26 protein-coding genes and 1 riboswitch are annotated in these 26,365 nt (G+C 73.7%); of the genes, 14 read left to right on the top strand and 12 right to left on the bottom strand.

Going from position 1 to position 26,365, the window contains the following annotated elements:
• Positions 1-4: 4 nt before the first annotated feature.
• From JN535_RS11550 to JN535_RS11540, 3 genes are all read right to left on the bottom strand, one after another.
• Entirely contained in the window at positions 5-439 is a 435-nt protein-coding gene (locus JN535_RS11550) for a VOC family protein (RefSeq protein ID WP_205205688.1), read from the bottom strand.
• Positions 440-448: 9 nt separating this feature from the next.
• Entirely contained in the window at positions 449-1,672 is a 1,224-nt protein-coding gene (locus JN535_RS11545; protein ID WP_205205687.1) for an MFS transporter, read from the bottom strand.
• 156 nt (positions 1,673-1,828) lie between these two features.
• The gene (locus JN535_RS11540) at positions 1,829-2,686 is read right to left on the bottom strand and encodes an SDR family NAD(P)-dependent oxidoreductase (protein WP_205205686.1); all 858 of its coding nucleotides are present in this window, start codon (positions 2,684-2,686) and stop codon (positions 1,829-1,831) included.
• A 114-nt stretch (positions 2,687-2,800) separates the two neighbouring features.
• Here JN535_RS11540 and JN535_RS11535 point away from each other — a divergent pair, with 114 nt between their 5' ends.
• Positions 2,801-3,406, top strand: a complete 606-nt coding sequence (locus JN535_RS11535; RefSeq protein ID WP_205205685.1) for a TetR/AcrR family transcriptional regulator — start codon at positions 2,801-2,803, stop codon at positions 3,404-3,406.
• Between the two features lie 10 nt (positions 3,407-3,416).
• Positions 3,417-4,058, top strand: coding sequence for a uridine kinase (locus JN535_RS11530; RefSeq protein WP_307868611.1), 642 nt, complete (start codon positions 3,417-3,419; stop codon positions 4,056-4,058).
• A 9-nt stretch (positions 4,059-4,067) separates the two neighbouring features.
• Here JN535_RS11530 and JN535_RS11525 read toward each other — a convergent pair whose 3' ends face one another.
• On the bottom strand, positions 4,068-4,550 hold the full coding sequence (locus tag JN535_RS11525; RefSeq protein WP_205205683.1) for a glutathione peroxidase: 483 nt from the start codon (positions 4,548-4,550) through the stop codon (positions 4,068-4,070).
• Positions 4,551-4,705: 155 nt separating this feature from the next.
• Here JN535_RS11525 and JN535_RS11520 point away from each other — a divergent pair, with 155 nt between their 5' ends.
• From JN535_RS11520 to JN535_RS11500, 5 genes are all read left to right on the top strand, one after another.
• Positions 4,706-4,864, top strand: a complete 159-nt coding sequence (locus tag JN535_RS11520; protein WP_205205682.1) for a hypothetical protein — start codon at positions 4,706-4,708, stop codon at positions 4,862-4,864.
• A gap of 55 nt (positions 4,865-4,919) precedes the next feature.
• Entirely contained in the window at positions 4,920-5,495 is a 576-nt protein-coding gene (locus tag JN535_RS11515; protein WP_205205681.1) for a DUF6993 domain-containing protein, read from the top strand.
• A gap of 140 nt (positions 5,496-5,635) precedes the next feature.
• Entirely contained in the window at positions 5,636-6,406 is a 771-nt protein-coding gene (locus JN535_RS11510; RefSeq protein ID WP_205205772.1) for an SDR family NAD(P)-dependent oxidoreductase, read from the top strand.
• 75 nt (positions 6,407-6,481) lie between these two features.
• Positions 6,482-7,177 carry a DNA alkylation repair protein gene (locus JN535_RS11505; RefSeq protein ID WP_205205680.1) on the top strand — a complete coding sequence of 232 codons (696 nt, stop codon included), beginning with the start codon at positions 6,482-6,484 and terminating at the stop codon, positions 7,175-7,177.
• A 302-nt stretch (positions 7,178-7,479) separates the two neighbouring features.
• Positions 7,480-8,466, top strand: a complete 987-nt coding sequence (locus JN535_RS11500) for a sugar phosphate isomerase/epimerase family protein (protein WP_205205679.1) — start codon at positions 7,480-7,482, stop codon at positions 8,464-8,466.
• A gap of 60 nt (positions 8,467-8,526) precedes the next feature.
• Here the strand turns inward: JN535_RS11500 and JN535_RS11495 are convergent, their stop codons facing one another.
• The 3 genes from JN535_RS11495 to JN535_RS11485 form a co-directional block, all read right to left on the bottom strand.
• On the bottom strand, positions 8,527-9,324 hold the full coding sequence (locus tag JN535_RS11495) for an alpha/beta hydrolase (protein WP_205205678.1): 798 nt from the start codon (positions 9,322-9,324) through the stop codon (positions 8,527-8,529).
• A gap of 14 nt (positions 9,325-9,338) precedes the next feature.
• The gene (locus JN535_RS11490) at positions 9,339-10,634 is read right to left on the bottom strand and encodes an MFS transporter (protein ID WP_205205677.1); all 1,296 of its coding nucleotides are present in this window, start codon (positions 10,632-10,634) and stop codon (positions 9,339-9,341) included.
• Positions 10,635-10,754: 120 nt separating this feature from the next.
• Positions 10,755-11,711 carry a PhzF family phenazine biosynthesis protein gene (locus tag JN535_RS11485; RefSeq protein WP_205205676.1) on the bottom strand — a complete coding sequence of 319 codons (957 nt, stop codon included), beginning with the start codon at positions 11,709-11,711 and terminating at the stop codon, positions 10,755-10,757.
• 167 nt (positions 11,712-11,878) lie between these two features.
• Here JN535_RS11485 and JN535_RS11480 point away from each other — a divergent pair, with 167 nt between their 5' ends.
• Both JN535_RS11480 and JN535_RS11475 read left to right on the top strand, forming a co-directional pair.
• On the top strand, positions 11,879-15,205 hold the full coding sequence (locus tag JN535_RS11480; protein WP_240200991.1) for a family 16 glycoside hydrolase: 3,327 nt from the start codon (positions 11,879-11,881) through the stop codon (positions 15,203-15,205).
• 265 nt (positions 15,206-15,470) lie between these two features.
• On the top strand, positions 15,471-17,669 hold the full coding sequence (locus JN535_RS11475; RefSeq protein ID WP_205205675.1) for an MMPL family transporter: 2,199 nt from the start codon (positions 15,471-15,473) through the stop codon (positions 17,667-17,669).
• Here JN535_RS11475 and JN535_RS11470 read toward each other — a convergent pair.
• On the bottom strand, positions 17,653-18,159 hold the full coding sequence (locus JN535_RS11470) for an FBP domain-containing protein (protein WP_205205674.1): 507 nt from the start codon (positions 18,157-18,159) through the stop codon (positions 17,653-17,655). The genes JN535_RS11475 and JN535_RS11470 overlap by 17 nt on opposite strands.
• A 559-nt stretch (positions 18,160-18,718) precedes the next feature.
• Here JN535_RS11470 and atpC point away from each other — a divergent pair.
• A complete protein-coding gene (gene atpC, locus JN535_RS11465; protein WP_205205673.1) occupies positions 18,719-19,033 on the top strand; it encodes an ATP synthase F1 subunit epsilon in 315 nt (104 codons plus the stop codon).
• A gap of 3 nt (positions 19,034-19,036) precedes the next feature.
• On the opposite strand, the gene JN535_RS11460 is transcribed toward atpC, so the two are convergent.
• Positions 19,037-19,435 carry a VOC family protein gene (locus JN535_RS11460; RefSeq protein ID WP_205205672.1) on the bottom strand — a complete coding sequence of 133 codons (399 nt, stop codon included), beginning with the start codon at positions 19,433-19,435 and terminating at the stop codon, positions 19,037-19,039.
• 91 nt (positions 19,436-19,526) lie between these two features.
• Between JN535_RS11460 and JN535_RS11455 the strand changes: the two genes are divergently transcribed.
• Both JN535_RS11455 and JN535_RS11450 read left to right on the top strand, forming a co-directional pair.
• Positions 19,527-19,775, top strand: a complete 249-nt coding sequence (locus tag JN535_RS11455; protein WP_205205671.1) for a DUF2630 family protein — start codon at positions 19,527-19,529, stop codon at positions 19,773-19,775.
• A 54-nt stretch (positions 19,776-19,829) separates the two neighbouring features.
• On the top strand, positions 19,830-20,081 hold the full coding sequence (locus JN535_RS11450; protein WP_240200990.1) for a hypothetical protein: 252 nt from the start codon (positions 19,830-19,832) through the stop codon (positions 20,079-20,081).
• A gap of 57 nt (positions 20,082-20,138) precedes the next feature.
• Here the strand turns inward: JN535_RS11450 and metE are convergent, their stop codons facing one another.
• Entirely contained in the window at positions 20,139-22,658 is a 2,520-nt protein-coding gene (gene metE, locus JN535_RS11445; RefSeq protein ID WP_205205670.1) for a 5-methyltetrahydropteroyltriglutamate--homocysteine S-methyltransferase, read from the bottom strand.
• A 32-nt stretch (positions 22,659-22,690) separates the two neighbouring features.
• Positions 22,691-23,686 (bottom strand): methylenetetrahydrofolate reductase, encoded by a 996-nt coding sequence (locus JN535_RS11440; RefSeq protein WP_205205769.1) that lies wholly within the window; start codon positions 23,684-23,686, stop codon positions 22,691-22,693.
• Between the two features lie 163 nt (positions 23,687-23,849).
• Positions 23,850-23,952, bottom strand: a riboswitch (SAM riboswitch).
• A 133-nt stretch (positions 23,953-24,085) separates the two neighbouring features.
• On the opposite strand from JN535_RS11440, the gene JN535_RS11435 reads away from it, so the two are divergent.
• Positions 24,086-25,030, top strand: a complete 945-nt coding sequence (locus JN535_RS11435) for an alpha/beta fold hydrolase (RefSeq protein WP_205205669.1) — start codon at positions 24,086-24,088, stop codon at positions 25,028-25,030.
• A 48-nt stretch (positions 25,031-25,078) separates the two neighbouring features.
• Positions 25,079-25,342, top strand: coding sequence for a hypothetical protein (locus JN535_RS11430; protein WP_087470335.1), 264 nt, complete (start codon positions 25,079-25,081; stop codon positions 25,340-25,342).
• A 27-nt stretch (positions 25,343-25,369) separates the two neighbouring features.
• Here the strand turns inward: JN535_RS11430 and JN535_RS11425 are convergent, their stop codons facing one another.
• Positions 25,370-26,269, bottom strand: coding sequence for an ATP-binding protein (locus JN535_RS11425; protein WP_205205668.1), 900 nt, complete (start codon positions 26,267-26,269; stop codon positions 25,370-25,372).
• Between the last annotated feature and the right edge of the window lie 96 nt (positions 26,270-26,365).

Genomic DNA, 26,365 nt, shown 5'->3' with positions numbered 1-26,365 from the left:
GCGGTCAGTCGAGGCAGAACTCGTTGCCCTCGACGTCCTGCATGACGATGCACGACTCGTTCTCCTCGTCCGCGACCATCACGCGCACGCACGTCGCACCGAGGGCGACGAGCCGGTCGCGCTCGGCCTCGAGCGCGGCGAGGCGCTCGGCGCCCACGAGCCCGGCGCCGGCGCGCACGTCGAGGTGCACCCGGTTCTTCACGACCTTGCCCTCGGGGACGCGCTGGAAGTACAGGCGCGGGCCGACACCGGTGGGGTCGCTGCACGCGAACCAGCTGTCCCGCTCCTCGGCCGGGAGCGCGGCGTTCGCGTCGTCCCACGTCGCGAAGCCGTCCGGGGGCGACGGAGGGACGTAGCCCAGCACCTCGCACCAGAACCGGGCGACGCGCTCGGGATGCGCGCAGTCGAACGTGACCTGGACCTGCCTGACCGTCGTCATCCCGCCACCCTAGGCGGGCGGGTCCTCCCGGTCGGAGGGCATTTCCGGCGGGGGTGCGGTCGGCCGCGCAGGGAACGCGCGTCGCGCGACCAGCACCACCACGAGCGCGAGGGCGACGACCCCCGCCCCGACGAGCGGGACGACGTCGAGCCCGGAGCGGGCGAGGACGAGCGCGCCGAGCGCGGCGCCCCCGCCGATGCCGACGTTCGACGTCGCGTTGACGAGCGCCCCGGTGAGGTCGGGTGACGCCCCGTGCGCGCGGATCGCCGCCGCCTGGAACACCGGCGCGACCGCGCCGAACCCTGCGCTCCACACCCCGACCGCGACGAGCACCCCGAGCGTCCCGGGGAACGTCAGCCCCACGGTGAGCATGCCGGCGACCACGGCGACCAGCGTCAGGACCGTCGTCCGCCGCGGCCGGTGGTCGAGGCGCGCGGCGGCGAACGCGGTCCCGACGAGCCCGAGCGCCCCGAGCACGAGGAGCGCCGGGCCGAGCGCCGACTCCCGCACGCCCGCACCCAGGAGCAGGAGCGACACGAACGTGTAGACCGTGTACTGGCCCAGGTACGTGAGCGCGTTCGTGGTCGTGGCCACCGCGAGCGCGGAGCGTCGGCTCGCGCTCGATGCGTCCGACGGCGGAGCCCCGCCCCCGGGCACGGGCGGCAGCAGGAACGCGACGAGCACGGTGGCCAGCGCGCACGCGCCCGCGAGGACGCCGAACGCGGGGCGCCAGCCGATCGCGGTGCCGAGCGTCGTCGTCAGCGGGACGCCGAGCACGAACCCGACGGCCGCGCCGGCGGTGACGAGCGAGAGCGCGCGCCCCGTGAGGTGCGGCAGCACGAGCCGCGAGGCGTACCCGATGCTCACCGAGAAGAACACCGCGTGCGACGCGCCGCCCAGGGCCCGTGCCGCCGCGACGACCGCGAACGTCGGCGCGACGGCGACGAGCACGTTGCTCACGGTGTAGAGCACGAGCGTCGTCAGCAGCAGGCCCTTGCGCGGGAGCCGGGCGGACCCGAGCGTCAGCGGCACGGCGAGCGCCGCCACCATGACCGCGTACGCGGTGACGAGCAGCCCCGCCACGGACTCGGTGACGTCCAGGTCCGCGCTGATGAGGGGGAGCAGCCCGACCGGCACCAGCTCGGTCGTGATGGCGACGAACGTCGCGAGGCCCAGGGCGACGATGCCGCCCGTGGCCTCGCGGACCGTGCCCGGACGGAAGGGGGCCGTCATGCGCTCGGTCGGTGCGGTCGCTCGTCGGGCCGTGCGTCGGTGTCGCTCAGGTCGGGCACGTCGTCCTCCTCCGGATCGCCGCACCCCACCCTAGGAGGCCATGCCCCGGGGGATCGACGCGTGGTCGCTCTGGACGTGGCCGCGAGGGCCGCGCCGTCAGCGCGCGACCTCGGGCTGGGCCACGGCCTGCTCGGCCGCGCGGCTGACGTGCTCCCACGCGGCCCAGGTCTCGAGGCGCTGGGCCGTGACGTGCTGCGCGACGTCGTAGACCATGCTGCCGAGGAGCAGCCGCAGCGGCGGGTCGTCGCTGTCGACGAGCGTGAGCATCGCCTCGGCGGCGAGCCGCGGGTCGCTGTCTACGGACCCGTCGGCCCACTGGCGCTCGAGCTCGGCGCGCAGGGGTGCGTACGGCTCGGCCGGAGTGGTCGAGGCCATGCTCGTGTAGAGGTCGGTCCAGTAGCCGCCGGGCTGCACGACGGTGACCCGCACCCCGAACGACGCGGCCTCGGCCGCGAGGGCCTCGCTCATGCCCTCGAGCGCGAACTTGCTCGCGCTGTACAGCCCGGTGCTCGGGAAGCCGCCGAGCGCGGCGATGCTCGAGACCTGCAGCAGGTGGCCGGAGCCCTGCGCGCGCAGGTGCGGCAGAGCCGCCTGGCTGACCCACAGGGCGCCGAAGAAGTTGACCTCGAGCTGGGCGCGGGCCTCGGTCTCGGTGAACTCCTCGACCATGCCCATGGACAGGGTCCCGGCGTTGTTCACGACGACGTCGAGGCGGCCGAAGCGGTCGACGGCCGCCGTCACCGCGGCGTCGACCGCGCTCTTGTCGGTGACGTCCAGGGGCAGCGCGAGGACGCGGTCACGGTGCTGGGCGTCGAACGCGTTCACGTTCGCGGTCCGCGCCGTGGCGACCACCTGGTCGCCACGCTCGAGCGCCGCGACGGCGAGCGCGTGCCCCAGGCCGCGGCTCGCGCCGGTGACGAACCAGGTGCGGGGAGAGGGGGAGGTGTGGCGCAAGGGGGCTCCTCTGGTGAGACGAGACGTTGCGTCTCGTTGTGGTCTCGACCGTACGGCATGGGCTCGAGTTTGGCAATACGCAACGTCTCGTCTCGGGGGCGCTAGGCTGAACGCATGTCGACCCCCGACCCCGCGCGCCGCAACGAGAGCTCTCGCCGCGCAGTCCTCACCGCCACGCTCGACCTCCTCCAGGAGGTGCCGTACGCGCGCCTCAGCATCGAGGGCATCGCGACGCGCGCCGGCGTCGGCAAGCAGACGATCTACCGCTGGTGGCCCTCGAAGGCGGCCGTCCTCTTCGACGCATTCCTCCTCCTCAGCGAGGCGGGGGAGGGCGCGGCGCCGCAGCTCCCCGACACCGGAGACCTCCGGGCCGACCTGACCCTCGTGCTCCGGGCGACCGTCGCCGAGCTCAACGACCCTCGCCTTGCCGAGCCGATGCGCGCGCTGGCCACCGAGGTCGCGCACGACGAGGCGCTGGCCGCGGCATACCACGAGCGGCTCGACGCCCCGCTCCGCGAGGCGAAGCGGGCCCGGTTGCGCAGCGCGCAGGAGGCCGGGGAGCTGCCCGACGACCTCGACCTCGACGTCGCGGCCGACATCATCTGGGGTCCCGTGCTCAACCGGTGGCTCCAGCGCAGCGGCCCCCTGACCGACGAGTACGTCGAGGCGCTCGTCGACACCGCGCTGCGCGGGATGCTGCGGCGCGCCGAGGCCTCCTGACGCCGTGCGCGTGGAACCGGTGACGGAGGGTGTCCTCGTGGACCGGGTCGTGGACCTGGTCCTCGGGTTCCCGCGCGGCGACCGTGCGGCCGTGCCCGACGGCGCGGTGCGGGTCCTCGTCGACGGCCACCCGTCCACGCGCCCGGAAGCGCTCGCCGACCTGATGGTCGCACCTCTGCGGGCCGCCGGCCGACCGGTCGCGCGGGTCCGCGTGCAGGACTTCTGGCGTCCCGCGTCGCTGCGCCTCGAGCACGGCCGCGAGGACCCGGACGCGCTGCTCGACGCGTGGATCGACGTCGCGGGCCTGAACCGCGAGGTGCTCGACGCCCTCGGCCCGGGCGGGACGGGCCGCTACCTGCCGAGCCTGCGTGACCCCGTGACGAGCCGGTCGACGCGCGCGGCGTACGTCACCGCGGAGCCGGGGCTCGTCGTCGTGCTCGACGGCGCGCTGGCCGTCGGCCGCGGGCTCGCCGTCGACCTCTCCGTCCACCTCGCCCTGCGCGAGCCGACGCTCGCGCGCCGCACCGCGCCCGAGGACGCGTGGACGCTCGCGGCGTACGCGCGCTACGCGCGCGAGGTCCGGCCGGAGGAGGTGGCCGACGTCGTCGCGCGGGTCGACGACGCGCGGCACCCCGCGATGGTCGTGCGGTGAGGGCGGCGCTCAGCGCGGGAGGTGCGCCTCGACGAGGCCGACGATCGCGGGGTCGTCGGGCAGGGTGCGCGGTCGGAACCGGTGCACCTCGCCACCCGGCAGCACGAGGAACTTCTCGAAGTTCCACGTGACCCGACCGGCCTTGCCGTCGGCGTCGGGCGTCTTCTTGAGCTCCTGGTAGAGCGGGTGGGCGTGCCGGCCGTTGACGCGCACGCGGTCCACCACGGGGAACGTCACGCCGTACGTCAGCGAGCAGAACTCCTGGATCGCCTCGTTCGTGCCGAGCTCCTGGAGGAACTGGTTGCTGGGGAACCCGATCACCGTGAACCCCCGGTCGCGGTACGTCGACTGCATCGCCTCGAGCGTCGCGTACTGCGGCGCGAGGCCGCACCGCGACGCGACGTTGACGACGAGGACGACGTCGTCCTCGTGCTCGCGCAGGGTGTGCGTCGTCCCGTCCATGGCGGCGAACGGGATGTCGTACAGGGTCATGGGACCTCCTCGCGGCGGGTCCGGTGCGTCCGGCCCGCGCCCATCCTCGCACCGCCGGTGTGACGTGCTGCGGGGGCGGCGCGGACGGCGAGCGAGCGGCGGCGGCGTGCAGGATCATGTGCGCGGTACCAGCAGACGAGAGAAGGGACGCCGGCATGCGGCCGTGGACCCCGCAGACCGACATGGTGCGTCGGCTGTACGTCGCCGGTCGGGAGGCGACGAGCCCGGCCGAGGCGCTGAGGATGACGCAGCAGGAGCTCGCCGAGGAGTTCGACCGGTGGCTCGACGGCGTCCGGGCGGCGCGCGAGGAATGACGCCCGCAGCGGAATCTCGGTGGTCATGGGCGGTGCCCCGGGTCAGACTCGGGGCATGACGACTCCTGCGCACGACGACGGACCGGGCGCGGACGCGACCTCGCCGGTGACCCGGGCGGTCGTCGGCGTCGTCGTCGGGATCGCGATCTTCGCGTTCGTGGGCGTCGTCGGGTACTTCGTCGTCGTGGCGGTCGGCATGCAGGGGTGGGCGGACGCCTACGGCAGCGCCGACCCGGGCGCGACGGTGACCGCGCAGACCGAGGAGACGGGCGCGGCCGGGTCTGGGGACGGGCTCGACGCGTCCAACGAGGCCTATCGCCAACGGACGGGCACGCCCGAGAGCGACGCCGAGGCGGCGCGCTCCGTCCCCGCGGTCGAGGCCGCCCTCGACCCGGTCGCGGACGGGTCCGCCGTCGAGGGCGACGAGGTGGTCGCGGCGCTCGAGGCGGCCGGCTTCGAGACCGTGCAGGTCTCCGACCGGACGGCGGGCGGAGACGTCGCGGCGGTCGTCGGCGTGGGCGTCGCGGTCCCGGGTGGGTGCGTGTACGGGACGATCGCCCCCGACGCCGTGACGCTCGACGCCGGCGGACCGATCGCCGACGGCGGGTGCCTGGAGATGCCGGCGCACTGACGTCCCCCGGATGCTGCTGCGAGATCGGCCCGAGCGCGCCGGACCGACCGCCGGTGGGTCGGTCTCGCGACCTGCGGGTCGACCTGGGTACGGTCAGCGGGGCGGGCGACGAGGCCCGCGTGGCTGACGGAGGACGAGACATGCGGATCGAGGGCACGGTCGCCCTGGTGACGGGAGGGGCCTCGGGCCTCGGGCGCGCGACGGCGGAGGGCCTGGTCGCGGCGGGGGCGCGGGTGGTCCTCGCGGACCTCGCGTCGTCCGACGGCGTCGCGGTCGCCGAGGCGCTGGGCGACGCGGCGCGGTTCGTCCCCACGGACGTGACGAGCGAGGGCGACGTCGCGCGCGCGCTCGACGCGGCCGACGCCCTCGGCGGAGCGCGCGTCGTCGTGAGCTGCGCCGGCGTCGTGCTCGCGCAGCGCGTGCTCGGGAGGTCGGGCGTGCACGCCCTGGACGCGTTCCGGCGGGTCGTGGACGTCAACCTCGTCGGGACGTTCAACGTCGTCCGGCTGGCGGCCGAGCGCATGCTCGCCCTCGACCCCCTGGGGCCCGACGGGGAGGAGCGGGGCGTCGTCGTGCAGACCGCGTCGGTCGCGGCGTTCGACGGGCAGGTCGGCCAGGCCGCCTACGCGGCCTCCAAGGCGGGCGTCGCGGGACTCACGCTGCCGCTCGCGCGCGACCTCGCGCAGCACCGCGTCCGCGTCATGACGATCGCGCCCGGCATCTTCAGCACGCCCATGATGGCGTCGTTGCCCGAGGCGGCGCAGGAGTCGCTCGGTGCGCAGGTTCCCCACCCGAGCCGGCTCGGCCGCCCGGAGGAGTACGCGCAGCTGGTACGCGCGATCGTCGAGAACCCGATGCTCAACGGCGAGGTGATCCGCCTCGACGGCGGGATCCGGATGGCACCCCGCTGAGCGCACGGACCCCGGGCGCGCCGACGCGCGGACCGCAGGACCGCGGGCGACCGCCCGCACGAGAGGAGAAGGACGATGCCGCCGTACACGACGGCGACCGACTTCCGCGCCGATCTGCTCGCGCGCGCGACCGCGGCCCAGCGCCGCGCGTACACCCGGTACTTTCCCGGCGACGACACGCTCGCCGGGGTACGCATGGGCGACGTGTTCACCCTGGCGAAGAGCGCGCTGGCCCTGCCGGTGGACCAGATCGAGCTGCTGCTCGAGGACCGCGTCCACGAGGTCCGTGCCGGCGGCTGCTCGATCATGGGCAAGTCGGCGACGGCCCGGCGCGTCACCGTCGAACGGCACGCGGAGCTCGTCGAGCTCTTCCTGCGTCGTCACGACCGGATCGACACGTGGGACCTCGTCGACCTCACCGCGTACCAGGTGCTCGGGTCGTGGCTCCTCGACCGGCCGCGCGACGTCCTCGACGACCTCGCCCGCGCGCCGGACTGGCCGCGCCGACGTACCGCGATCGTCGCGACGGCCGCGTTCCTGCGGCGCGGCCAGGTCGACGACACGTTCCGGCTCTCGGAGCTCCTCGTCGACGACCCCGAGCCCTACGTGCAGAAGGGCGTCGGGTGGATGCTGCGCCACGCGGGCGACGTCGAGCCCGAGCGGCTGCGCGCGTTCCTCGAGCACCACGCCGCCACGATGCCGCGCGACGTGCTGCGCGCCGCCGTGGAGAAGCTGCCGCCCGCGGAGCGCAAGGAGTGGCTCGCGCGCTGACCGGCTCGGACGCCGGTGCATCGATGACGTCTCGACTTTTGATTGACACTCGACAGAAGGCTCATAGGATGTCGACCGGGTGGTAGGTGAGAGCCCACCCGCAGGAACGGTCGGACGCGCTCCTCCGGCACGACGACGTGCGGAGGACTCGCTCGAGGACGAGACGAGGAGGACCAGACGCAGGGCGCTGTTCGGCCCTGACCAGGACGGACGGCGAAGCGGGGGGCTGGCTCGCTGCCGACCTGCACCACCGCGGTGCGACTCGCCCGAGCCGCACCGTCACATCCCTCGAAGGAGAGACGATGAGCAAGTCTCAGATGACGCGCCGCAGCCTGATCAAGGCGCTCGCGACGTCGACCGTGGCCGTGGGCCTCGGTGCCGCCGTCGCCCCGGCGGCCAACGCCGCCCCCGCTCCGACCGCGGCCGGGCCGCTCGCGGCCGCGGGCAACGGTCGCCTGGTCCCCCCGGGGAAGATCGGCATCCAGCTCTACTCGATCCGCGACAAGGTCTCGAGCCTCGGGTTCCGGACGGTGTTCGAGCAGCTCGCCGACATCGGCTACTCCGAGATCGAGTTCGCCGGCTACACCCAGGGTCAGGTCGGCGCGATCACCCCGGAGGAGATCCGCCGGCTCCTCGACGACAACGGGCTGCGCGCCGTCGGTTCCCACGTCAGCCTCAACGCGCTGCGCAACGACCTCCCGCGCCAGCTCGAGATCGCCAACATCCTCGGCATGCCGCACGTCGGTACGGCGAACGCCCCGACGAACGTCAACACGGTCGACGGGTACCGCGCGGCCGCGGAGGAGTTCAACGCGTGGGGCGCTCAGGCCAGGGCGGCGGGGCTCAAGCTCTACCAGCACAACCACGCCGGGGAGTTCGCGTTCGCGACCGACCAGCCCGAGGTGCGCCTGTACGACGTCTTCTTCGACAACACCGACCCGGACACGGTGTTCCTCGAGATGGACGTCTACTGGGCCTTCGTGGGCCAGTACCGCTTCCCCGGCTTCGAGCCCATCGACTACGTGCGCAACAACCCGCACCGCTACCCGCTCCTGCACCTCAAGGACGGCGCGCGCAACGAGGCGAACCCCAACGGGTTCGACATCATCGAGTTCGACGCGGGCGACCTGCCCTACCGCGAGTTCCTCCGTGCGACGAAGGCACGCGGCACGCGCTGGGGCATCTGGGAGCAGGACAACGCCCCCACGACGGCCGTCCCGCCGAACCCGGTCGACTCGTTCGGCAACGCCCGGCGCAGCTACACGTCGATCCTCGGCCTGCGCGGCTGAGGCACCGGCCCCGAGAGCCCCGTCCGCGCACGCGCGGGCGGGGCTCTCGCGCGTGTGGGGTCAGACGTCGCGCACGAACGCCCGGAGGTCGGCGAGCACCGGGGGCCCGTCGTCGCCGCCGAGGAACCCGTGGCTCGCGCCGGGCACCTCGACGAGCTCGCAGCGGACGCCGTCGCGCGCGCACGACGCCGCGAGGGTCCTGGCCTCGGGGAGCAGCGCGTCCTGGTCCCCGACCGCGAGGAAGGTCGGCGGGAGCAGCGACGCGTCGACGTCGAACCGCGGCGCGTCCGCGAGGTGCTCGACCCTTGCCCAGGCGCGGAAGGACTCGGCCGACAGCGCGGCGTCGGGCCCGCCCGGTCGAGCCGGGTCGAAGGAATCGAGCGTGAGGTCGAGGTTCGGGTTCGTCAGCGCCAGCCAGGCCGGGGCGAGCGGCGTCCCGTGGACCTGGCGGGCGGCCGCGACGGCGACCGTCCCGCCCGCGGAGTCGCCGAACAGGGCCCGGCGTCCGACGCCCTCCGCCGCGAGCAGCGTGAGCGCGACGACCGCGTCCCCGGCTGCCTCGGCGAGGGTGCCCTCGGGCGCGAGCCGGTAGTCGACCGAGACGACGGCGGTCGCGAGCACGGTCGCGATGCGTCGGCACGAGGCGTCCTGGAGATCCAGGTCCCCGAACAGCCCGTACCCGCCGTGCAGGAAGACGACCGCCGAGCCGGACTCGTGCGCCTCCGGGACGTAGCGGCGCATCGCGACGCCGTCCCGGACCTCGTCGCTGACCGTGCCCGCGAACGGGTGCCGCGGCCTGGCCAGGGCGCGCTCGCGCGCCTGACGGCGCAGCGTCGCGACCCTCTCGGTGAGCTCCACGGGACGATTCTCGGTCACGCGGTCGCGGTCCTACGTCGCCGGCTCGGGGTGCGGGGCGGGGGCGGGCTGGGGCACCGGGCGGGGAGCGGGCGCACCTGCCCCGCCACGGCGAGCGACAGGACCGTCGCGGCGCAGATGACCAGGAGCATGTGGCGGGCCCCGACCTGGTCGACGAGCAGGCCGAGCAGCGGCGGCGCGGTGAGCATCGCGACGGTCGAGAACGACGTCGCGACCGCGACACGCGGCGCGGCGTGGGCGGGGTCGTCGGAGGCCGCGGCGATCGCCACGGGGTTGGCGAGCGCCGCCCCGCAGCCCCACAGCACGATGCCGACCCATGCGAGCGGGAGGGTCGGCGCGAGGCCGAACACGAGGAGACCGACGAGCGCGGAGACGCCCGACGCGCGCAGCACCGACACCCGCCCGAACCGGTCGATGAGGCCCGTCCCGGCGAACCGGAACACCGTCATCGCGCCGACGAACGTGCCGTACGCGACCGCGCCGAGCGCCTCGCGCACCGCGAACCCGTCGACGACCGCGATGGAGAGCCAGTTGCCCGCCGATCCCTCGGACAGCGACGACGCGAGCAGCACGAGCCCGATGAGCAGCGTGCGCGGCTCGCGCCAAGCGGCGAGCGCGGCGCGGACCCCGGCACCGCGGCGCGGCGAGGTCGCGGGCGCACGTGCGGGCCCCGCCCGGTCCGGCGCGAGCGCGGTCGCGGGGGCGATGAGCACGGCGCGCGCCACCGTGACGGCGAGCGTCACGACGAGGATCTGCGCGGTGATGCCGACGTGCGCCCACGAGAACGCGGCCGCGACGAGCGCGCCGCCCGCCGCACCGATGGAGAACGCGGCGTGGAAGTGGGGGAGGATCGCCCGCCCGACGTGCTGCTCGACGGACGCCGCGCAGATGTTGATCGGCACGTTGGTCAGGGCGCCGCACACGCCGTTGAGGAACGCGCCGACCGCGAAGAGGACGACGCCGCCCGTCCCGGCGCCGAGCGCGACCAGCCCGAACCCCACGACGTTCCCCACGGTCGCGACGACGAGGGTCGTGCGGCTGCCGAACCGCGCCACGACCGCACCCGCGGACACCACGGACACGAGCGAGCCGAGGCCACCGACCACGAGCAGCAGACCGAGTTGGCTCGAGCTGATGCCGAGCGCCTCGCGGACCGAGGGGAGGCGGCTCATCCACGACGCACCGACGACCCCGAACAGCCCGAACTGCGCCATGAGCGCCCAGCGGGCGCGCGCGACGACCGCGCGGTCCGTCACGGCGCGGTCGGCGCAAACTGATGGGGTTGTTGACACTTGCCCCAGTCTACGGAGCCCGGGACGCGCCGAACCCGTGAATATCGCCGGGTTCGAGCGCCGAGCCCGGCCGTGTCCCCGGGTTCGGCGGTGGGGCGTCGGGTCTGCGCCGGCGCAGGGTCAGAGGCGGACGGTCCCCGCGACGCACGTGACACTCGCGCCGCCGACCCAGACCGTCCCCGACGCGTCGCGCTCGACGTGCACGCGGCCGGCCCGGCCGAGGGACGCGCCCTGGGCGGCGACGTAGCGCTCCGGGAGTCGGCCGTCGCGCACGAGCCACTGCCCGACGACGGCGTTGAGGCTCCCGGTGACCGGGTCCTCCGGGATGCCCATGGCGAGCGCGAACCCGCGGACCTCGACCGCGGCGCCGTCGGGGCCGCCGTCGTCCCCGTATAGGCCGGCCACGCCCACGGAGAGGTCGGGGTGCTCGACGCGCAGCCGCGTCCAGTCGGGTGCGAGCCCGGCGACCCGCTCGGCGGAGTCGAGCAGCACGACGCGCCACCCCGGCCCGTTGTCGAGGACGCGGTGGTCGAGCACGGCGTCGTCGGGGACGCCGAGCGCGGCGACGATCGCCGCGAGGTCGGCGGCCGGGACCGGCTCGTCGGCGAGCAGGTCCGGCGCGCCGAACGCGAGCCGACCGGGCCCGGCCGCGGTGCCCTCCGACTCGCCGTCCGGCCCGACGGCGGCGCGCGCCCGGCGCCGGATCGTCACCAGGCCCACGCCGCACTCCTGCACGACGACGTCGTCCGCCCGGGGTACGCCGCCCGCCTCGAGCCACGCGTGGCACGAGCCGAGCGTCGGGTGCCCGGCGAAGGGGAGCTCGCCGCCGGGGGTGAAAATCCTCAGGCGGTAGTCGGCCCCACGGGCCGCCCCCGCGGGGCTGGGCGGGAGGAGGAATGTCGTCTCCGAGAGGTTCGTCCAGCGGGCGAACGCGGCCATCTCCTCGTCGGTGAGGCCGTCGCCGTCGAGGACCACGGCGACGGGGTTGCCGAGGGTAGGGGCCTCGGTGAACACGTCTACCTGCGCGAACGGCCGGGACGCGGTGCTGTCGGCGATGTCGCCGTGGCGTGCGCTCATGGCTCCGAGCGTACGTCGGGGCAGGCCAGGGCACTTTTGTCGGTGGTAAGTCGGAAGTTGTAGACACATCGATAGAACGAGGACTAGCCTGTCCAGCGTTGTCATCGACGGAGCCGGGCAGGGGTTACGCTCCGTGGACTCGAAGTCCGACCGAGTAAGGAGCAACGATGCTCGAACGCACCACCCTGCCGGTGTCCCGCCGGATCAGGTACCGACGCGGCGCGGCCGCCCTGACCCTCGGCGCCGTCGTCGTCGCGGGCTGGGCCGTCCCCGCCGCAGCAGATCTCCCCGAGCAGGAGCCCGGCGTCACGCTGCGGACCTTCCAGCTCGCGCAGAACCCCGGTGGGGTCTGCACCCTGAAGTCCGGCCAGACCCCCAACGTCGACAAGCTCATGCCGACCATCGACTGGTCGACCGCCGAGCAGTTCGGCGCGGAGGACAACTTCATCTCGCAGGTGAGCGCCAACCTGCACGTCCCCGCCGACGGCCAGTACCAGTTCCGCGTCACGAACGACGACGGCGCGCTCGTCTACATCGACGGCCAGCTCGTCCTCGAGAACGACGGCCCGAACGACTCGACCTCCGTCGAGGGCAGCGCCACGCTCACCGCGGGCGTGCACGACCTCCGCGTCGACTACTACGAGGGCAGCGACAAGCAGCGCCTCACGCTCGCGTGGAAGACGCCGGGCAGCTCGGCGTTCGAGGTGATCCCGACCTCGGCGCTCAGCACCGAGGCCGGCGTCGTGCGCGTGACCGCGCCCGGCTACAAGTACTGCGAGGGCGCGACCGACACGGCCGGCGACGGTCTGCGGCTCGACTCCGTCAACCCCAACTACGACCTCGTCGACCTGCGCCCCGAGGGCTTCGAGCCCAAGGTCTCCGGCCTGGCGTTCACGCCGGACGAGAAGCTCGCCGTGGTCACGACGGGCGAGGTCAGCTCCGGTGGCTGGCGCCCCGACCCGGTGTCCGGTGAGGTCTACTTCCTCGATGGCGTCACCACGGCCGACGGCCCCGAGGACGTCACGGCGACCCTGGTCGCGGACGAGCTGCTCAACCCGATGGGCATCGAGGTCGTCGAGGACTCGATCTTCGTCTCGGAGCGGTACCAGCTCACGCAGCTCACCGACCCCGACGGCGACGGGTTCTACGACCAGCACACGAAGATCGCGGAGTGGCCCGACGGCGGCAACTTCCACGAGTTCGCGTTCGGCCTGATCCACGACGAGGACTACTTCTACGTCAACCTCTCCGTGGCCATCAACAACGGCGGCGCGACGACCAACCCGCAGCCCGCGGCCAACCGCGGCACGTCGATCAAGATCGACCGCGAGACGGGCGAGGTCACCTACGTCGCCGGCGGCCTCCGCACGCCGAACGGCATCGGCTTCGGCCCCGAGCGCGAGATCTTCGCGACGGACAACCAGGGCGCCTGGCTCCCGTCGAACAAGCTCATCCACATCCAGCAGGACAAGTTCTACAACCACTACACGAACCCGGCCGGGCCGTTCGACTCGAACCCCGTCGCCCCGCCGGCCGTGTGGCTGCCGCAGAACGAGATCGCCAACTCCCCGGGCAACCCGATCCTCGTCGAGGACGGCGAGTTCGCGGGCCAGATGCTCCTGGGCGACGTCACGTACGGCGGTATCCAGCGCGCGTTCCTCGAGAAGGTCGACGGCGAGTTCCAGGGTGCCGTCTTCCGCCACACGGCGGGCCTCGAGGTCGGCGTGAACCGCGTCATCTACGGCCCCGACGGCGCGCTCTACGCCGGCGGCACCGGTGAGGGCGGCAACTGGGGCGAGTCCGGCAAGCTCCGGTTCGGCCTCCAGAAGCTCGTCCCCGTCAACGAGGACTCCTTCGACATGAAGGAGATGCGCGTGGTCGAGGGCGGCTTCGAGATCGAGTACACCGACCCGGTGTCCGACGAGGTCGTTGAGAAGCTCGCCGAGGCGTACCAGGTCAAGCAGTGGCGCTACGTGCCGACACAGCAGTACGGCGGCCCGAAGGTCGACGAGGAGCCCCTCTTCGTCACGGACGCCACGGTGTCCGAGGACCGCACGACCGTCACGCTGAAGATCGACGGCCTCAAGCCCGGTCACGTCGTCTACATCCGGTCGCCGCGCCCGTTCGCGTCGGCTGAGGGCGCCGAGCTCCTCAGCACCGAGGCCTGGTACACGCTCAACTCGCTCCCCGGCTACGTCGCCCCGGCCGACCGCGGCTGGTACGAGGCGGAGCTCGCGCAGCCGCTCGGCGGGTCGAGCATCGCGTCCGACCACAGCAACTACTCCGGCTCCGGCTTCGCGGCCGGGATGACGAGCGTCGGCTCCGGCCGCACGTTCTCCGTGACCGTCCCCGAGGCGGGCACCTACCCGGTCAACGTCCGCTACGCCAACGGGATCCACCCGTACACCGAGCTGCGTTCCAAGAACGTCTCGCTCCACGTGAACGGCCAGGACCTCGGCCAGTGGAACTTCCCCACGACGGGCAGCTGGAAGGACTGGGGCGTGCAGACGCGCGACCTCGAGCTCCAGGCCGGCACGAACACCATCACGCTCGCGTACGAGACCGGCGACGAGGGCAACATCAACCTCGACGTCCTGTCCGTCGGCGAGAACCCGGACATCTGCACGCCGGGCGAGGTCGAGGACGGCTACACGGCGCTCTTCGACGGCACCCTCGCGAGCCTCCAGGCCGGCTGGCGCATGGCGGGCCCGGGCGGGTTCGGCCGACAGGACGACTGCTCGATCCGCGGTGCGGGTGGCATGGGCCTGCTCTGGTACACGGCCGCCGAGCTCGGTGAGTCGTACTCGCTCAAGCTCGACTGGAAGCTCACCAAGGACGACAACGGCGGCGTGTTCGTCGGGTTCCCGAACCCGGGCGACGACCCGTGGGTGGCCGTCAACAAGGGCTACGAGATCCAGATCGACGCGACCGACGCGGCCGACCGCACCACGGGTGCCATCTACACGTTCCAGGGTGCCGACGCGGCGGCCGTCGAGGCCTCGCTCAAGCCGGTCGGCCAGTGGAACGCGTACGACATCCGCGTCGAGGGCGACCGCATCCGGGTCTACCTCAACGACGTGCTCGTCAACGACTTCACGAGCACCGACCCGGCCCGCCTGGTGAACAGCTTCGTCGGGATCCAGAACCACGGCAGCGGCGAGATGGTCAGCTACCGGAACATCCGGTTCAACGACCTGACCGACGAGCCGGCCGAGGAGCTCGCGATCTCGACGACCGTCCAGACGCGCTGCATGGCGGGCAAGGTCTACGTCGCGGTCCGTGCCACGAACGACGACACGGTGCCGGCCGACATCACGCTGACGACGCCCTTCGGGACGAAGACGGTGACCGGCGTCCAGCCGGGTGCCTCCGCGTACCAGTCGTTCGCGTCGCGCTCGACCTCGGTCGAGGCGGGCACCGCCCAGGTGTCCGCGACCGGCGGCGACCTGACGTTCCAGGAGGACGTCGCCTACGAGGCCGCGTCCTGCGGCTGAGCTGAGACCCCGGGGCGGGCGGCGTGAGTCGTCCGCCTCGGGACCGAGACCGGGCGGGGGCGGCAGCACGAGCCGTCCCCGCCCGGTCTGTCTCACCCCCTGCCCTCCTCGGTGACCCCGAGGAGCACCCGCACCCGGGCGGAGCGTGGTCCGACGGCGCTCCCACCCTCGCGTAGGGTGCTCACCTCACGTCCTCGCGCACCCCGCGGGGACGCCTCTCGCAACGACACCCCCGGACGACGTCCCTCGACGAGGAGGACAGCCCATGGCGCTCGGACGCCTCCTGCACCGGACCGGACGGTTCGCCGCGCGCCGCCGCGCCGTCGTCCTCGGCGTCTGGGCCGTCCTCCTCGTCGTCGGCGCGGTGCTCGGCGGCGCGGTCTTCGACAAGACCACCGACGTCGAGCCCGCCCCGCCCGGCAGCGCCTCCGCGCTCGCCGCCGAGCGTCTCGACGAGCTGAAGCCCGAGGGCGAGACCGTCGTCGCGGTCCTGTCCGGGCGCGACTACTTCTCCACGGACCTCATCGCCCAGGCGAGCGAGGTGATGCACGGCATCCGCGCGATGCCCGGCGTCGTCGAGCTGTTCGACGCCTACACCGGCGGCGGCCTCATCGCCGACGACGGCCAGGGCTCCCTCGTCGTCGTCGAGCTCGACCCCGCGCTGTCCGACGACGAGGCGCTGGCCCTCGCGCACCAGGTCGCCGACGCGCTCCACACGATCGACACCCCCGAGGTGCTCGTCGGCGGCGCCCTGCTCGCCGAGGAGGCGTTCGTCGACCAGGCGATCACCGACGCCGCGGTGGGCGAGGGCGTGGCGATCGCCGTCCTGCTCGTCGTGCTCGTCGTCGTGCTCGGCGGGCTCCGCGCCGGCCTGGTGCCGCTGCTGTCCGCGCTCGCCGCCATCGCGGTCGCGCTGCTCGTGCTCAGCGGCCTGCTGGGGATCGTGCCCGTCAACGAGTTCGCCGTGAACGTCGTGACGCTGCTCGGCCTCGGCCTCACGGTCGACTACTCCCTGCTCGTGCTCGCGCGCTTCCGCGAGGAACGCGCCGAGAGCCCGGGTCTCCCGCTCGACGAGCTCGTCGGGCGCACGCTCGCGACCGCCGGGCGCGCCGTCCTCGCGTCGGGGCTCGCCGTCGCGATCGCCCTTGCCGGCCTGCTCCTGCTCGGCGACTCGCTGCTCTCCGGCATGGCTGTCGGGGGCGCCGTCGTCGTGCTCGTCGCGACCGCCGCCGGGCTCACGCTCGTGCCCGCGCTCGTCGCCACGTGGCACCGCGCCGTCCCGGCCCCGGGCGCCCGCACGTGGTCGCACCCGTGGACCGGGCGCGGCGGCGCGGGGACGCTCGGCCGCCTCGCGCGCACCGCCCAGCGGCACGCCGTGCTCGTCACGCTCGGCGCGACGGCACTCCTCCTCGCGCTCGCGGCGCCGCTCGGCTCGATGACGCTCGGCAGCTCGGAGGTCCGCTCCCTGCCCGCCGACGCCGAGGCGCGGCTCGCCGCCGACGCGTCCACCTCGCGCTTCGCCGACCTCGGCGTCACCCCGATCACCGTGCTCGTCGAGGCGCCGCGCGGGGACGAGGCAGCCTCCGCCTACCTCGACCGCGTCGCGGCCCTGCCCGGCGTCGAGGACGCGATGCAGGACACCGACTACCCTCCCGAGGTCCTCGTCGTCGACGTCACGCCCGACGTCGGCGAGGGTGGCGACGCGACCGCCGCCGAGGCCCAGGACCTGCTGCGTGCCATCCGCGCGATCGACACCGGCGACCTCGACGTGCACGTCGCCGGCCCGGCCGCCGAGGTCGTCGACACCCAGGAGCACCTCGCGCAGCGCCTCCCGCTCGCGGCGGGCGTCGTCGTGCTCGCGACGTTCGTCCTCCTCTTCCTGCTGACCGGCTCGCTCGTCGTGCCGCTCAAGGCGCTCGTGCTCAACCTGCTCACGCTCGCCGCGACGCTCGGCGTCCTCGTCACGGTGTTCCAGCACGGCGTCGGCGCCTCGCTGCTCGGGTTCGAACCCTGGGGCGCGCTCGACGTCACGACGCCGCTGCTCATCGGCATGCTCGTGTTCGGCCTGTCGACCGACTACGAGGTGTTCCTCCTCGCGCGCACGGCCGAGGAGTGGCGAGCGCGCACGCCCGGCGAGGACCCGCGCGCCGCGAACGACCGGGCCGTGCTCCGCGGCATCACCGCGACCGGCCCGGTCGTCACGACGGCGGCCGTCGCCATCGGCATCGTGTTCCTCGGCTTCGCCGCGGGCGAGCTCGTCGCCATGAAGGAGGTCGGCGTCGGCATGGCCGTCGCCGTGCTGCTCGACGTGACCGTCGTGCGCGGGCTCCTGCTGCCCGCGACGATGACGCTCCTCGGTCGCCGGAACTGGTGGCCGTGGTGGCGCGAGGGACAGCCTCGCGCCCGCGAGGTAGAGCCCCGGTCCGCCGAGGTAGAGCCGAGGTTGGTCAGACGTCGCGCATGACCTCGGTGACGAAGCGGGCGGAGCGCTCGCGGAGGCCGTCGACACGGAGCTCGACGAACAGCTCGCGCATCGACCCGTCGTCGCCCATCTCGGTGCGGGTGGGGGCCCGGCGGACGTTCTGCGAGCACAGGAACTGGGTGCAGATGAGGGTGCCGACGGTGTTGCCGCGGCGCCCGGCGGCGCCGGCGCGGCGGGCGACGTAGAGACTGACGTCGTCCGTCACGACGACGTCCTCGCACCACGCGCACAGGGCGCGCTTGCGCATGCCGCCCGTCTTGGCGTCGGTCGAGCGCAGCAGGACGCCGCGCGGCTCGCCGTCGACCTCGACGACGGCGTACGCGAGCAGCGGCGCCTTGCGGTCGCGCCACCCGAGGTAGTCGAGGCGGTCCCAGTCGAGCGTGTCGAGGTCGGGAAGGGTGGCCTGCGCGGCCTCTCGCTTGGACGCGTTGACGAACGACGCGCGGATCTGCTTCTCGGTCAGGGGGTTCATGGTCTCAGGGCTTCCGTGTCGGTGCGGTCCCACCCTGCCCGACGGCGTGCGGCGGCACGGGCGGTCGGCTCACGACGACGCGGGTCGCCGTGGCGCACGACCGCGCCGCTCGGCCACGGCCGGGAAGGCGGGGATGACGGCATGCCCGCACCACCACCGGGTGGGGCGCCGGAGGCGGCGCCCGGCTGAGGACCTCAGCGGGTGACGGTGCGGGAGGGGAGGGCGCCCGAGCAGGCCGCCATGGCCACCTCGCAGCCTGCGGTGCCGTGCATCCGCGTCTCCTCGTCCCGTGCGACGCGCCGTCCGGCGCGCCCTGATCCGTGGTCGTGCCCGTCCGGCACGACGAACGGCTGCCCCTCGGCAACCGTCACCCTCGATGGTGCGCCTCGCGCACCGCTGTCGTCAACGTGATTGCCGTCGCTCGGCGTCGCCGCGGGTTCGGCACGTGCGTCGTGTCCGGTGACCTCCGGCGCCCGGAAAGGGACGAAAGACGACGAGCCCCGCTCTTCGCGGGCGCGAGACTCAGAGCTCCGCCACCCGTCGTCGAGGAGGATCCTCCGTGCCCGTCGCGCCGTCAGCGTCCGAGACCGCCGCACCCGTGGGGGAGCGCCTGGTGTCCGTCGAGGTCGTGGTGCCGTCCGGGGTGTTCTGGTCGGGCCCGGCGCGCAGCGTCACGGTCCCGTCGGTGTCCGGCACGCTCGGGATCCTCGCGCGGCACCAGCCCGTCGCGGCGACCTTGAAGGCCGGGCGCGTGCGGCTGCGCACGCCCGACCGCCCGACGGCCGAGCTGCGCATCGGCGGCGGCTTGCTCGTGGTCGACGACGACGAGGTGACGATCCTCGCCGACGACGCGACCTGGGTGCAGGCGCGGTAGCCCCTACGCGGGCTCGGTCACCGCTCCGAGCTGCACGACGACGATCCGGTGCCCGTCGGGGTCGTGGACGTGGGCGTAACGGTCACCGGACTCCGCGTCCGCGTCGGGGCCGACGAACGGCTCGACCCCCACGTCGGCGAGGCGCGCGAGAGTGGCGTCGAGGTCGTCCACGTACAGCACGAGGTTCGGCAGCCCGTGGCGCACGAGGGGTGCGCCGCCGTCGGGGAGGGGGACGAGCCACAGCCCGGGCTCGTCGACGCGGCCGGGGCCGACGTGCAGCAGCGGGAACCCGTCGGTCTCGCCGCGGAACAGCGTGCCGAAACCGAACCCGTCCGCCCAGAACGCGGCGCTCGCGTCGAGGTCACGGCAGAGCAGGACCGTGCGGCCGATCGTCGTCGTCATGCGGCGAGCCTAGGCCGTGCCGCCGACACCGCACCCGCCCGGCGCCCGCCCTCACGGGCGCGCGTGCGCCGTCGGGCATACCGTGGACCGCATGGCGACCGACGGCGGCATCCGCAGGACGATCAGCGACCTCGTGGCGCAGGAGCGCGAGCTCCGCGAGCAGCTCGCGCAGGGGGAGATCACCGGGGGCCAGGAGCACGAGCGCCTCCGCGCGATCGAGGTCGAGCTCGACCAGTGCTGGGACCTGCTGCGCCAGCGCGACGCCGCGCGGGAGTTCGGCCGCGACCCGGATGCGGCGACCGTGCGCGACCCCGGTACGGTGGAGAACTACCTGGACTGATCGTCGCGGACGACGACGTCCGGGCTCCCGCACCGACCTCAGAAGGAGACCACCATGACCACGACCAGCGAGCAGGCGGCCGACAGCCCCCTCCCCACCGGGACGGAAGGCCGCGACATCCCCGGGCACGCGGGTGCGCTGGCGCGGTTCGTCGTCTCGTTCGCCCTCTTCATCGGGGGCCTGGTCCTCATGGGGTCGGGCATGTCCGGCGTCGACGGCGGCGTGTGGCTCTTCGTCGGCGGGCTCCTCGCGGCGACGCTCGCGTTCGCCCTCCCGATGGCCGGCACGGGCACGACCGAGCGCTGACGCGCGCGACACGGAGACCGGGTCCCGAGGGGACCCGGCCTCCGGCGCCCGTGCGGGTCAGCCGAGCGTGGCCCGGACCGCCTTCGCCGCCGCGACGAGGTGCTCGAGCGACGGCACGGTCTCCTCGTAGCGGCGCGTCTTCAGGCCGCAGTCGGGGTTGACCCACACGACCGTCGGGTCGATCGACTTCACGGCGAGCTCCAGCAGCTCCGTGACCTCCTCGGTCGAGGGCACGCGCGGGCTGTGGATGTCGTAGACGCCCGGCCCGATGCCGCGCGCGTAGCCGGCGTCGCGCAGCTCCGGCACGATCTCCATGCGCGAGCGCGCCGCCTCGAGCGACGTCACGTCGGCGTCGAGGCCGTCGATCGCCCCGATGACCTCGCCGAACTCCGAGTAGCACAGGTGGGTGTGGATCTGCGTCGCCGCTGCCACGCCCGACGTCGCGAGGCGGAACGACCCGACGGACCAGTCGAGGTACGCCGGCTGGTCGGCCTTGCGCAGCGGCAGGAGCTCGCGCAGCGCGGGCTCGTCGACCTGCACGATCCCGATGCCCGCGGCCTCCAGGTCCGCGATCTCGTCGCGCAGCGCGAGGGCCACCTGGTTCGCGGTGTCGCCGAGCGGCTGGTCGTCGCGCACGAACGACCACGCGAGGATCGTCACCGGCCCGGTCAGCATGCCCTTGACGGGCTTCTCGGTGAGCGACGCCGTGTACGCGGACCACTCGACCGTGATGGGCTCCGGGCGCGTCACGTCGCCCCACAGGATCGGCGGGCGCACGCAGCGCGACCCGTACGACTGGACCCAGCCGTTCGCCGTGACCGCGAACCCGTCGAGGTGCTCCGCGAAGTACTGCACCATGTCGTTGCGCTCCGGCTCGCCGTGCACGAGCACGTCGAGGCCCAGCTCCTCCTGGAGCGCGACGACCCGCGCGATCTCCTCGCGCATCGCGGTCGTGTAGTCCGCGTCCGAGAGCTCGCCCTTGGTCCACAGCGCGCGGGCGCGGCGGATCTCGGGCGTCTGCGGGAACGAGCCGATCGTCGTCGTGGGCAGCAGCGGCAGGTTCAGGCGCTCCTGCTGCGCGGCCGCGCGCCCGGCGTGGTCGCCGCGCGCGAAGTCCGCGTCGGTCAGCGCGGCCGCGCGCTCGCGCACCGCCGGCACGACGACGCCGCTCGCCTCCGCGCGCGACGCCACCGCCGCGCGGGACGCCTCGACCTCGGCCGCGACGGCGTCGCGACCCTCGGTCAGAGCGCGGGCGAGCGTCGCGACCTCGCCGACCTTCTGGTCCGCGAACGCGAGCCAGTCGCGCAGGCGCGGGTCGAGCGTCGTGCCCGACGCCGGGCCGGTCGCGTCGTCCGTCGAGCGGAACACCTCGTCCTCGACGTCGTGCGGCACGTGCAGCAGCGACGTCGACGTGCCGACGGCGACCGCTCCCGCGCCCAGGCCCCGCACGGCCTCGAGCACGTCGAGCTTCGCCGCGAGGTCCGCGCGCCACACGTTGTGCCCGTCGATCACTCCCGCGACGAGCGTCTTGCCGGCGAGGCCGGGGACGCCGCCGTCGGCCGCCGTCGGGACGGCGCCCTTGACGAGGTCGATCGCGATCGCGTCGACGTCGGTGCCCGCGAGGAGCGCGAGCCCGTCCCGGACCGCCCCACCGGCGGTCTCGGCACCGGCCTGGAGCCCGCCGAACGGCGCGGCGACGAGGATCGCGGGTCGCACGTCCTGTGCCGAACCCGGGGTTGCGGCCGGGTTCGCGGACGAGTCCGGTGAAGACCCCGGGTTCGGCACGGGGCGGAGGTCGGTCGCGAGGGCGCGGTACGCCGACTCCACCGCGGCGGCGAGGTCGGCGAACGGCACGTCGACCGAGTCGGTGACGAGGATCGGCTCGTCGAGCTGGACCCACGGCGCGCCGGCGGCAGCGAGGGCGCGCAGCAGGTCGGCGTAGGCGGCGACGACGTCGTCGAGACGGTCGAGCGGCGAGTACCCGGCGGGCGCGTCGTCGGCGGCCTTGGACAGCGCGAGGAACGTCACCGGCCCGACGACGACGGGCCGCGTCACGACGCCCGCCTCCTTGGCCTCGACGAACTCGCGCACCACACGGTCGTCGACGAACCGGATCGGGGTGTCCGGGCCGATCTCGGGCACGAGGTAGTGGTAGTTCGTGTCGAACCACTTGGTCATCTCGAGCGGGGCGTCGTCGCCCTGACCGCGCGCCACGGTGAAGTAGCCCGCGAGGTCGAGGCGGCCCGCGTCGGCCGGCCCGGTGCCGAGGAGCGACGCGAACCGCGACGGGACCGCCCCGAGGGCTGCGGCGACGTCGAGCACCTGGTCGTAGTAGGAGAACGAGCCGGGGACCGACGCGTCGCCGGCGCCGAGGCCGAGGTCGACGAGCCGGCGGACGGTCGCGAGGCGCAGCTCACGAGCCGTGGCCTCGAGCTCGTCGGCCGACGTCTTGCCGGCCCAGAACGCCTCGACGGCCTTCTTGAGCTCGCGGCGGCGCCCGATGCGCGGGTAGCCGAGCACGGTGCCGGCGGGGAAGCCGGCCTGGATCTGGGTAGGGGAGGGTACGGAAGTGGCCATGATCGAAACCTCTTGCTGGTCCGGAGGACCGGTCAGACGGGCGTGCCGTGCGTGGCCGCGCTCGTCGTGGGCAGGGAGGTGCCGGTGACCCACGGCCCGCTGGCCAGGTCCGGGACGAGCGGGGCGGCGGCAGCGCTGGTGCTGTCTCCCGTCCCGCCCGACCCGCCGCCGAGGTGGACACCCTCGAGCAGGTCAAGAGCGGCGCGGTGCTTGTTGAACGTGTACACGTGCAGACCGGGCGCGCCGGCGTCGAGGACGCGCTGCGCGAGGTCGACCGAGTACGCGATCCCGTAGGCGTGCTGCGCCTCCGGGTCGGGCAGGGCGTCGAGCGCGTCCAGCAGGTGCTGGGGCGCGCGCACGCCCGTGAGCTCCTCGACGCGGCGGAGCCGCGCGGGCTCCGTCGTGGGCAGCAGCCCGGCGAGGATGGGGATCGTCACGCCGGCCGCGCGGGCCTCGGCGACGAAGTCGGTGTACGACGACGCGTCGTAGAAGAGCTGCGTGATCGCGAAGCTCGCGCCGGCCTGCTGCTTCTGCCACAGGCGGCGCACCTCCTGGCTCCGCGTCGTGCCGGCGGCGGGGTTGCCGTCGCAGAACGTCGCGACGGCGATCGTCAGCGGGCGGGCAGCACCGCGCAGCGCGGCGGCCGGGTCGGACGCGCAGCGCGACGCCTCGACCTCGCGCAGGAGCGCGACGAGCTCGGTCGACGACCGGACGCCGTCGGGCGCGGGCTGCCAGTCCGGCTGGTCGCGCGGCGGGTCGCCCCGCAGCGCGAGGAAGCTGCGCACGCCCTCGTCGAGGAAGTCGGAGATGACCTCCTCGACGTCCTCGCGCGACGCCCCGACGCACGTGAGGTGCGCGATCGGCAGCACGGGCGTGCCCTGGAGCAGGCGGCCGACGACCTGGCGCGCGGTCGCGCGGTCGGTCCCGGCCGCGCCGTACGTCACGGACACGAAGTCGGGGTGCGTCGCCACGAGGCGGCGTGCCGTCTCCCAGAACTTGGGCGCCGCGTCCGGGCGCCGCGGGGGCATGAGCTCGAACGAGACCGTCGGCCGGGCCGCTCCGCCGTAGGCCTGCCCGACGGCGTCCGCGACGCTCACGACGCCGCCCCGCCGGAGGTACGTGCGTGCGCGACCGTCGTCGGGCACGTGCTGCCCGGAAGGTGCGCGAAGGATGCCTCTGAGACCATGCGTCACTCCATCGACCCTGGCGTTAGCACCTTTGTCCTCGGGAGGCTTCCGTCGGCGGGTTGCTGCGGTGTCGTCGAGCCAGGACTCTCGACCGCTCTGGATGGTTGAGACGATCCTACGGCGCATCCGCCATGCGGTCGAGGGTGCTCGCCTGCTGAGACGCCCGCCCGGTCGAGGCCTCCTTTCTATGATGGGCGGACGGCCATGACCTGTCGCTCGGAGCGCTCAGGAGGATCCGATGTGAAGCACTCGTCCCGACCGCGGCACCGCTCCCGGGAGGTCGACGGGGTAGGTGTCCACTACCGCGAGGCCGGGGTGCCCTCGTCGACCGCGGTGCTGCTCCTGCACGGCTTCCCCGCCTCGTCCCACTCGTTCCGGGACGTGTTGCCGGTGCTCGCCGACCACGCGTACGTCGTCGCCCCCGACCTTCCCGGCTTCGGCTTCTCCGACGCCCTCCCGCCCGAGGAGTACACGTTCGAGCGCCTGACGGACGTGACCGAGGCGCTCGTCGCGAGCCTGGGGATCGAGCGCTACGTCCTCTACGTCACCGACTTCGGCACCCCCGTCGGGTACTCGCTGGCGATGCGCGACCCCGGCCGCGTCCTGGGACTGGTCGTGCAGAACGGCAACGCGCACGACGCGGGCCTCGGGGACGCGTGGGACACGGCCCGGCGATTCTGGGCCGACCCGACCCCGGAGAACCGCGCGGCGCTCCCGGACTGGCTGACCTTCGAAGGGACCCGGGACCAGTACCTCGCCGGGTCGCCTCCGAGCGTCCAGGAGCTTCATCCGCCCGAGTCGTGGCACCTCGACTGGGAGCGGCTCTCGCGCCCGGGCATGACCGACCTGCAGTTCCGGCTCTTCACCGACTACCGGTCGCACGTCGCACGCTTCCCCGCGATCGCCGCCTACCACCGGCGCCACCAGCCCCCGTGCCTGGTCCTCTGGGGCCGCTTCGACACGTTCTTCGACATCCGCGAGGTCCTCGCGTACCACGAGGTCATGGAGACCCTCGCCGTGCACGTCTACGACGCCGGCCACTTCCTGCTCGAGACGCACGCGAGCGAGGTCGCCGCACTCCTCGCCCCGTTCGTCGACGACGCGCTCGACCGGGCGGGGTCCGCCGCGCGGTCGGCAGCCAGGTCGGGGGGAACCGACGCGCGGGGGGCGCCGGCCGGGGTCTAGGGTGAGCCACGACTTCTCACCGACGCCGAGCGAGCACAGGAGCACGCCGTGTACGCGACCCCGACCCGCCCGATGACGCAGGACGAGCTCGACCGGATCTGCCGGGTGTGGGCCGACTGCGGCAGCGACGACCCCACCGACCGGTGGCTCGAGCTGTGGGACGGCGGTGACGCCGACGACCACCCGGAGCAGCGCGACGCGATCGTCGCGATCGCGCGGGAGGTCGGCCTGGAGGCCGCGGTCGAGGACGGCGTCCTGCGCGTGCAGAAGACGCAGCAGCTCCACGACGAGATCGGCGCGCGCTGGATCTGAGAGCGACGATCCTGGTGGCGCGCGGGTTCAGGGGCCGAGCAACGCGGCTGGCACCACAGCGACCCCGTCCCTGCGTCGGTAGGCGTGCGGCCCGGGGGTGACGACGACCATGTCGAGGAGGTCGTCGCCGATCCTGTCGCGCAGCCAAGCGAGGTCCCGGACGTCGTGGTCCGTGACCGTGGTCGCCAGCTTGACCTCTATCGCCAGGACCCGGCCGTCCGGACGCTCGACGATGATGTCGACCTCGTGCGCGCCGTCGGCCGTCCGGAGGTGACGTACCCGTGCTGCGGACCGTTCGGCATAGACCTGGACGTCCAGAGTGACGAGGTGTTCGAACAGCGATCCGAGCAAGGTTCCGTCGCGGAGGTTGGGGACGGGGCCTTCGCCGCCCCCGAGAAGCGCGGACTGGTCTGCACCGAGCAGATGAGCGGCGAGACCGGGGTCCGCCAGCTGGTGCTCGGGTGCGCGCGCGAGCCGGCCGAGGTGGTTCCGGCCTGGGAGCCACGCTTCGACGGGATCGAGCATCCAGAGCTGTTCGAGAACGTCGCGGTACGCGGTCAGGGTGCTCCGAGCGGGCTTCTCGGAGAGGCCGGGTGTGGCGGCGTCGAGAATTCGTTGGTAGGTCGCAGTCGTCGACGTCGCGGCTGCATAGGCGGTGAGCCAGGCGCGCAGGACGCCGGGGCGACGCACGACGAGTCCCTGCTCGGGGAACGCCCTCGTGACGATCAGGTCGACGTATCCCTCGAGCCGGTGCCGGCGGGCGCGCGGTGCGAGGCCGTGGATGTCCGGGAACCCAGAACGCACGATCTCGTCGACGTAGTCACGTGTGCCGTGTTTCGACGACCCGGTGATCTCGGGCCGAGACCCGTCCAGCAGGTCGCCGAGGCTGCCGGTGGGTTCTGCGAACCCTCGCTCCAGGAGGCTCATAGGACGTATGCGAAACGTGACGAACCGGCCTGCTCCCGAGTGGACGGGTCTCGCGTGCTCCCGCCCCGGTAGGAAACCGACGCGGAGCTCCTCGGC

It is taken from the genome of Cellulosimicrobium cellulans (assembly GCF_016921195.1).
Classification (GTDB): Bacteria; Actinomycetota; Actinomycetes; order Actinomycetales; family Cellulomonadaceae; genus Cellulosimicrobium; species Cellulosimicrobium cellulans_F.
Note: the sequence above shows the minus strand (reverse complement) of the source record. Positions and strands in the feature narration are given on the sequence as shown.

Coding starts and splice junctions, on each gene's coding strand:
- JN535_RS11550 (WP_205205688.1), bottom strand. CDS start 439: ATGACGACGGTCAGGCAGGTCCAGGTCACGTTCGACTGCGCGCATCCC.
- JN535_RS11545 (WP_205205687.1), bottom strand. CDS start 1,672: ATGACGGCCCCCTTCCGTCCGGGCACGGTCCGCGAGGCCACGGGCGGC.
- JN535_RS11535 (WP_205205685.1), top strand. CDS start 2,801: ATGTCGACCCCCGACCCCGCGCGCCGCAACGAGAGCTCTCGCCGCGCA.
- JN535_RS11525 (WP_205205683.1), bottom strand. CDS start 4,550: ATGACCCTGTACGACATCCCGTTCGCCGCCATGGACGGGACGACGCAC.
- JN535_RS11520 (WP_205205682.1), top strand. CDS start 4,706: ATGCGGCCGTGGACCCCGCAGACCGACATGGTGCGTCGGCTGTACGTC.
- JN535_RS11515 (WP_205205681.1), top strand. CDS start 4,920: ATGACGACTCCTGCGCACGACGACGGACCGGGCGCGGACGCGACCTCG.
- JN535_RS11510 (WP_205205772.1), top strand. CDS start 5,636: ATGCGGATCGAGGGCACGGTCGCCCTGGTGACGGGAGGGGCCTCGGGC.
- JN535_RS11505 (WP_205205680.1), top strand. CDS start 6,482: ATGCCGCCGTACACGACGGCGACCGACTTCCGCGCCGATCTGCTCGCG.
- JN535_RS11500 (WP_205205679.1), top strand. CDS start 7,480: ATGAGCAAGTCTCAGATGACGCGCCGCAGCCTGATCAAGGCGCTCGCG.
- JN535_RS11485 (WP_205205676.1), bottom strand. CDS start 11,711: ATGAGCGCACGCCACGGCGACATCGCCGACAGCACCGCGTCCCGGCCG.
- JN535_RS11480 (WP_240200991.1), top strand. CDS start 11,879: ATGCTCGAACGCACCACCCTGCCGGTGTCCCGCCGGATCAGGTACCGA.
- JN535_RS11475 (WP_205205675.1), top strand. CDS start 15,471: ATGGCGCTCGGACGCCTCCTGCACCGGACCGGACGGTTCGCCGCGCGC.
- JN535_RS11470 (WP_205205674.1), bottom strand. CDS start 18,159: ATGAACCCCCTGACCGAGAAGCAGATCCGCGCGTCGTTCGTCAACGCG.
- JN535_RS11460 (WP_205205672.1), bottom strand. CDS start 19,435: ATGACGACGACGATCGGCCGCACGGTCCTGCTCTGCCGTGACCTCGAC.
- JN535_RS11455 (WP_205205671.1), top strand. CDS start 19,527: ATGGCGACCGACGGCGGCATCCGCAGGACGATCAGCGACCTCGTGGCG.
- JN535_RS11450 (WP_240200990.1), top strand. CDS start 19,830: ATGACCACGACCAGCGAGCAGGCGGCCGACAGCCCCCTCCCCACCGGG.
- metE (WP_205205670.1), bottom strand. CDS start 22,658: ATGGCCACTTCCGTACCCTCCCCTACCCAGATCCAGGCCGGCTTCCCC.
- JN535_RS11440 (WP_205205769.1), bottom strand. CDS start 23,686: ATGCCCCCGCGGCGCCCGGACGCGGCGCCCAAGTTCTGGGAGACGGCA.
- JN535_RS11425 (WP_205205668.1), bottom strand. CDS start 26,269: ATGAGCCTCCTGGAGCGAGGGTTCGCAGAACCCACCGGCAGCCTCGGC.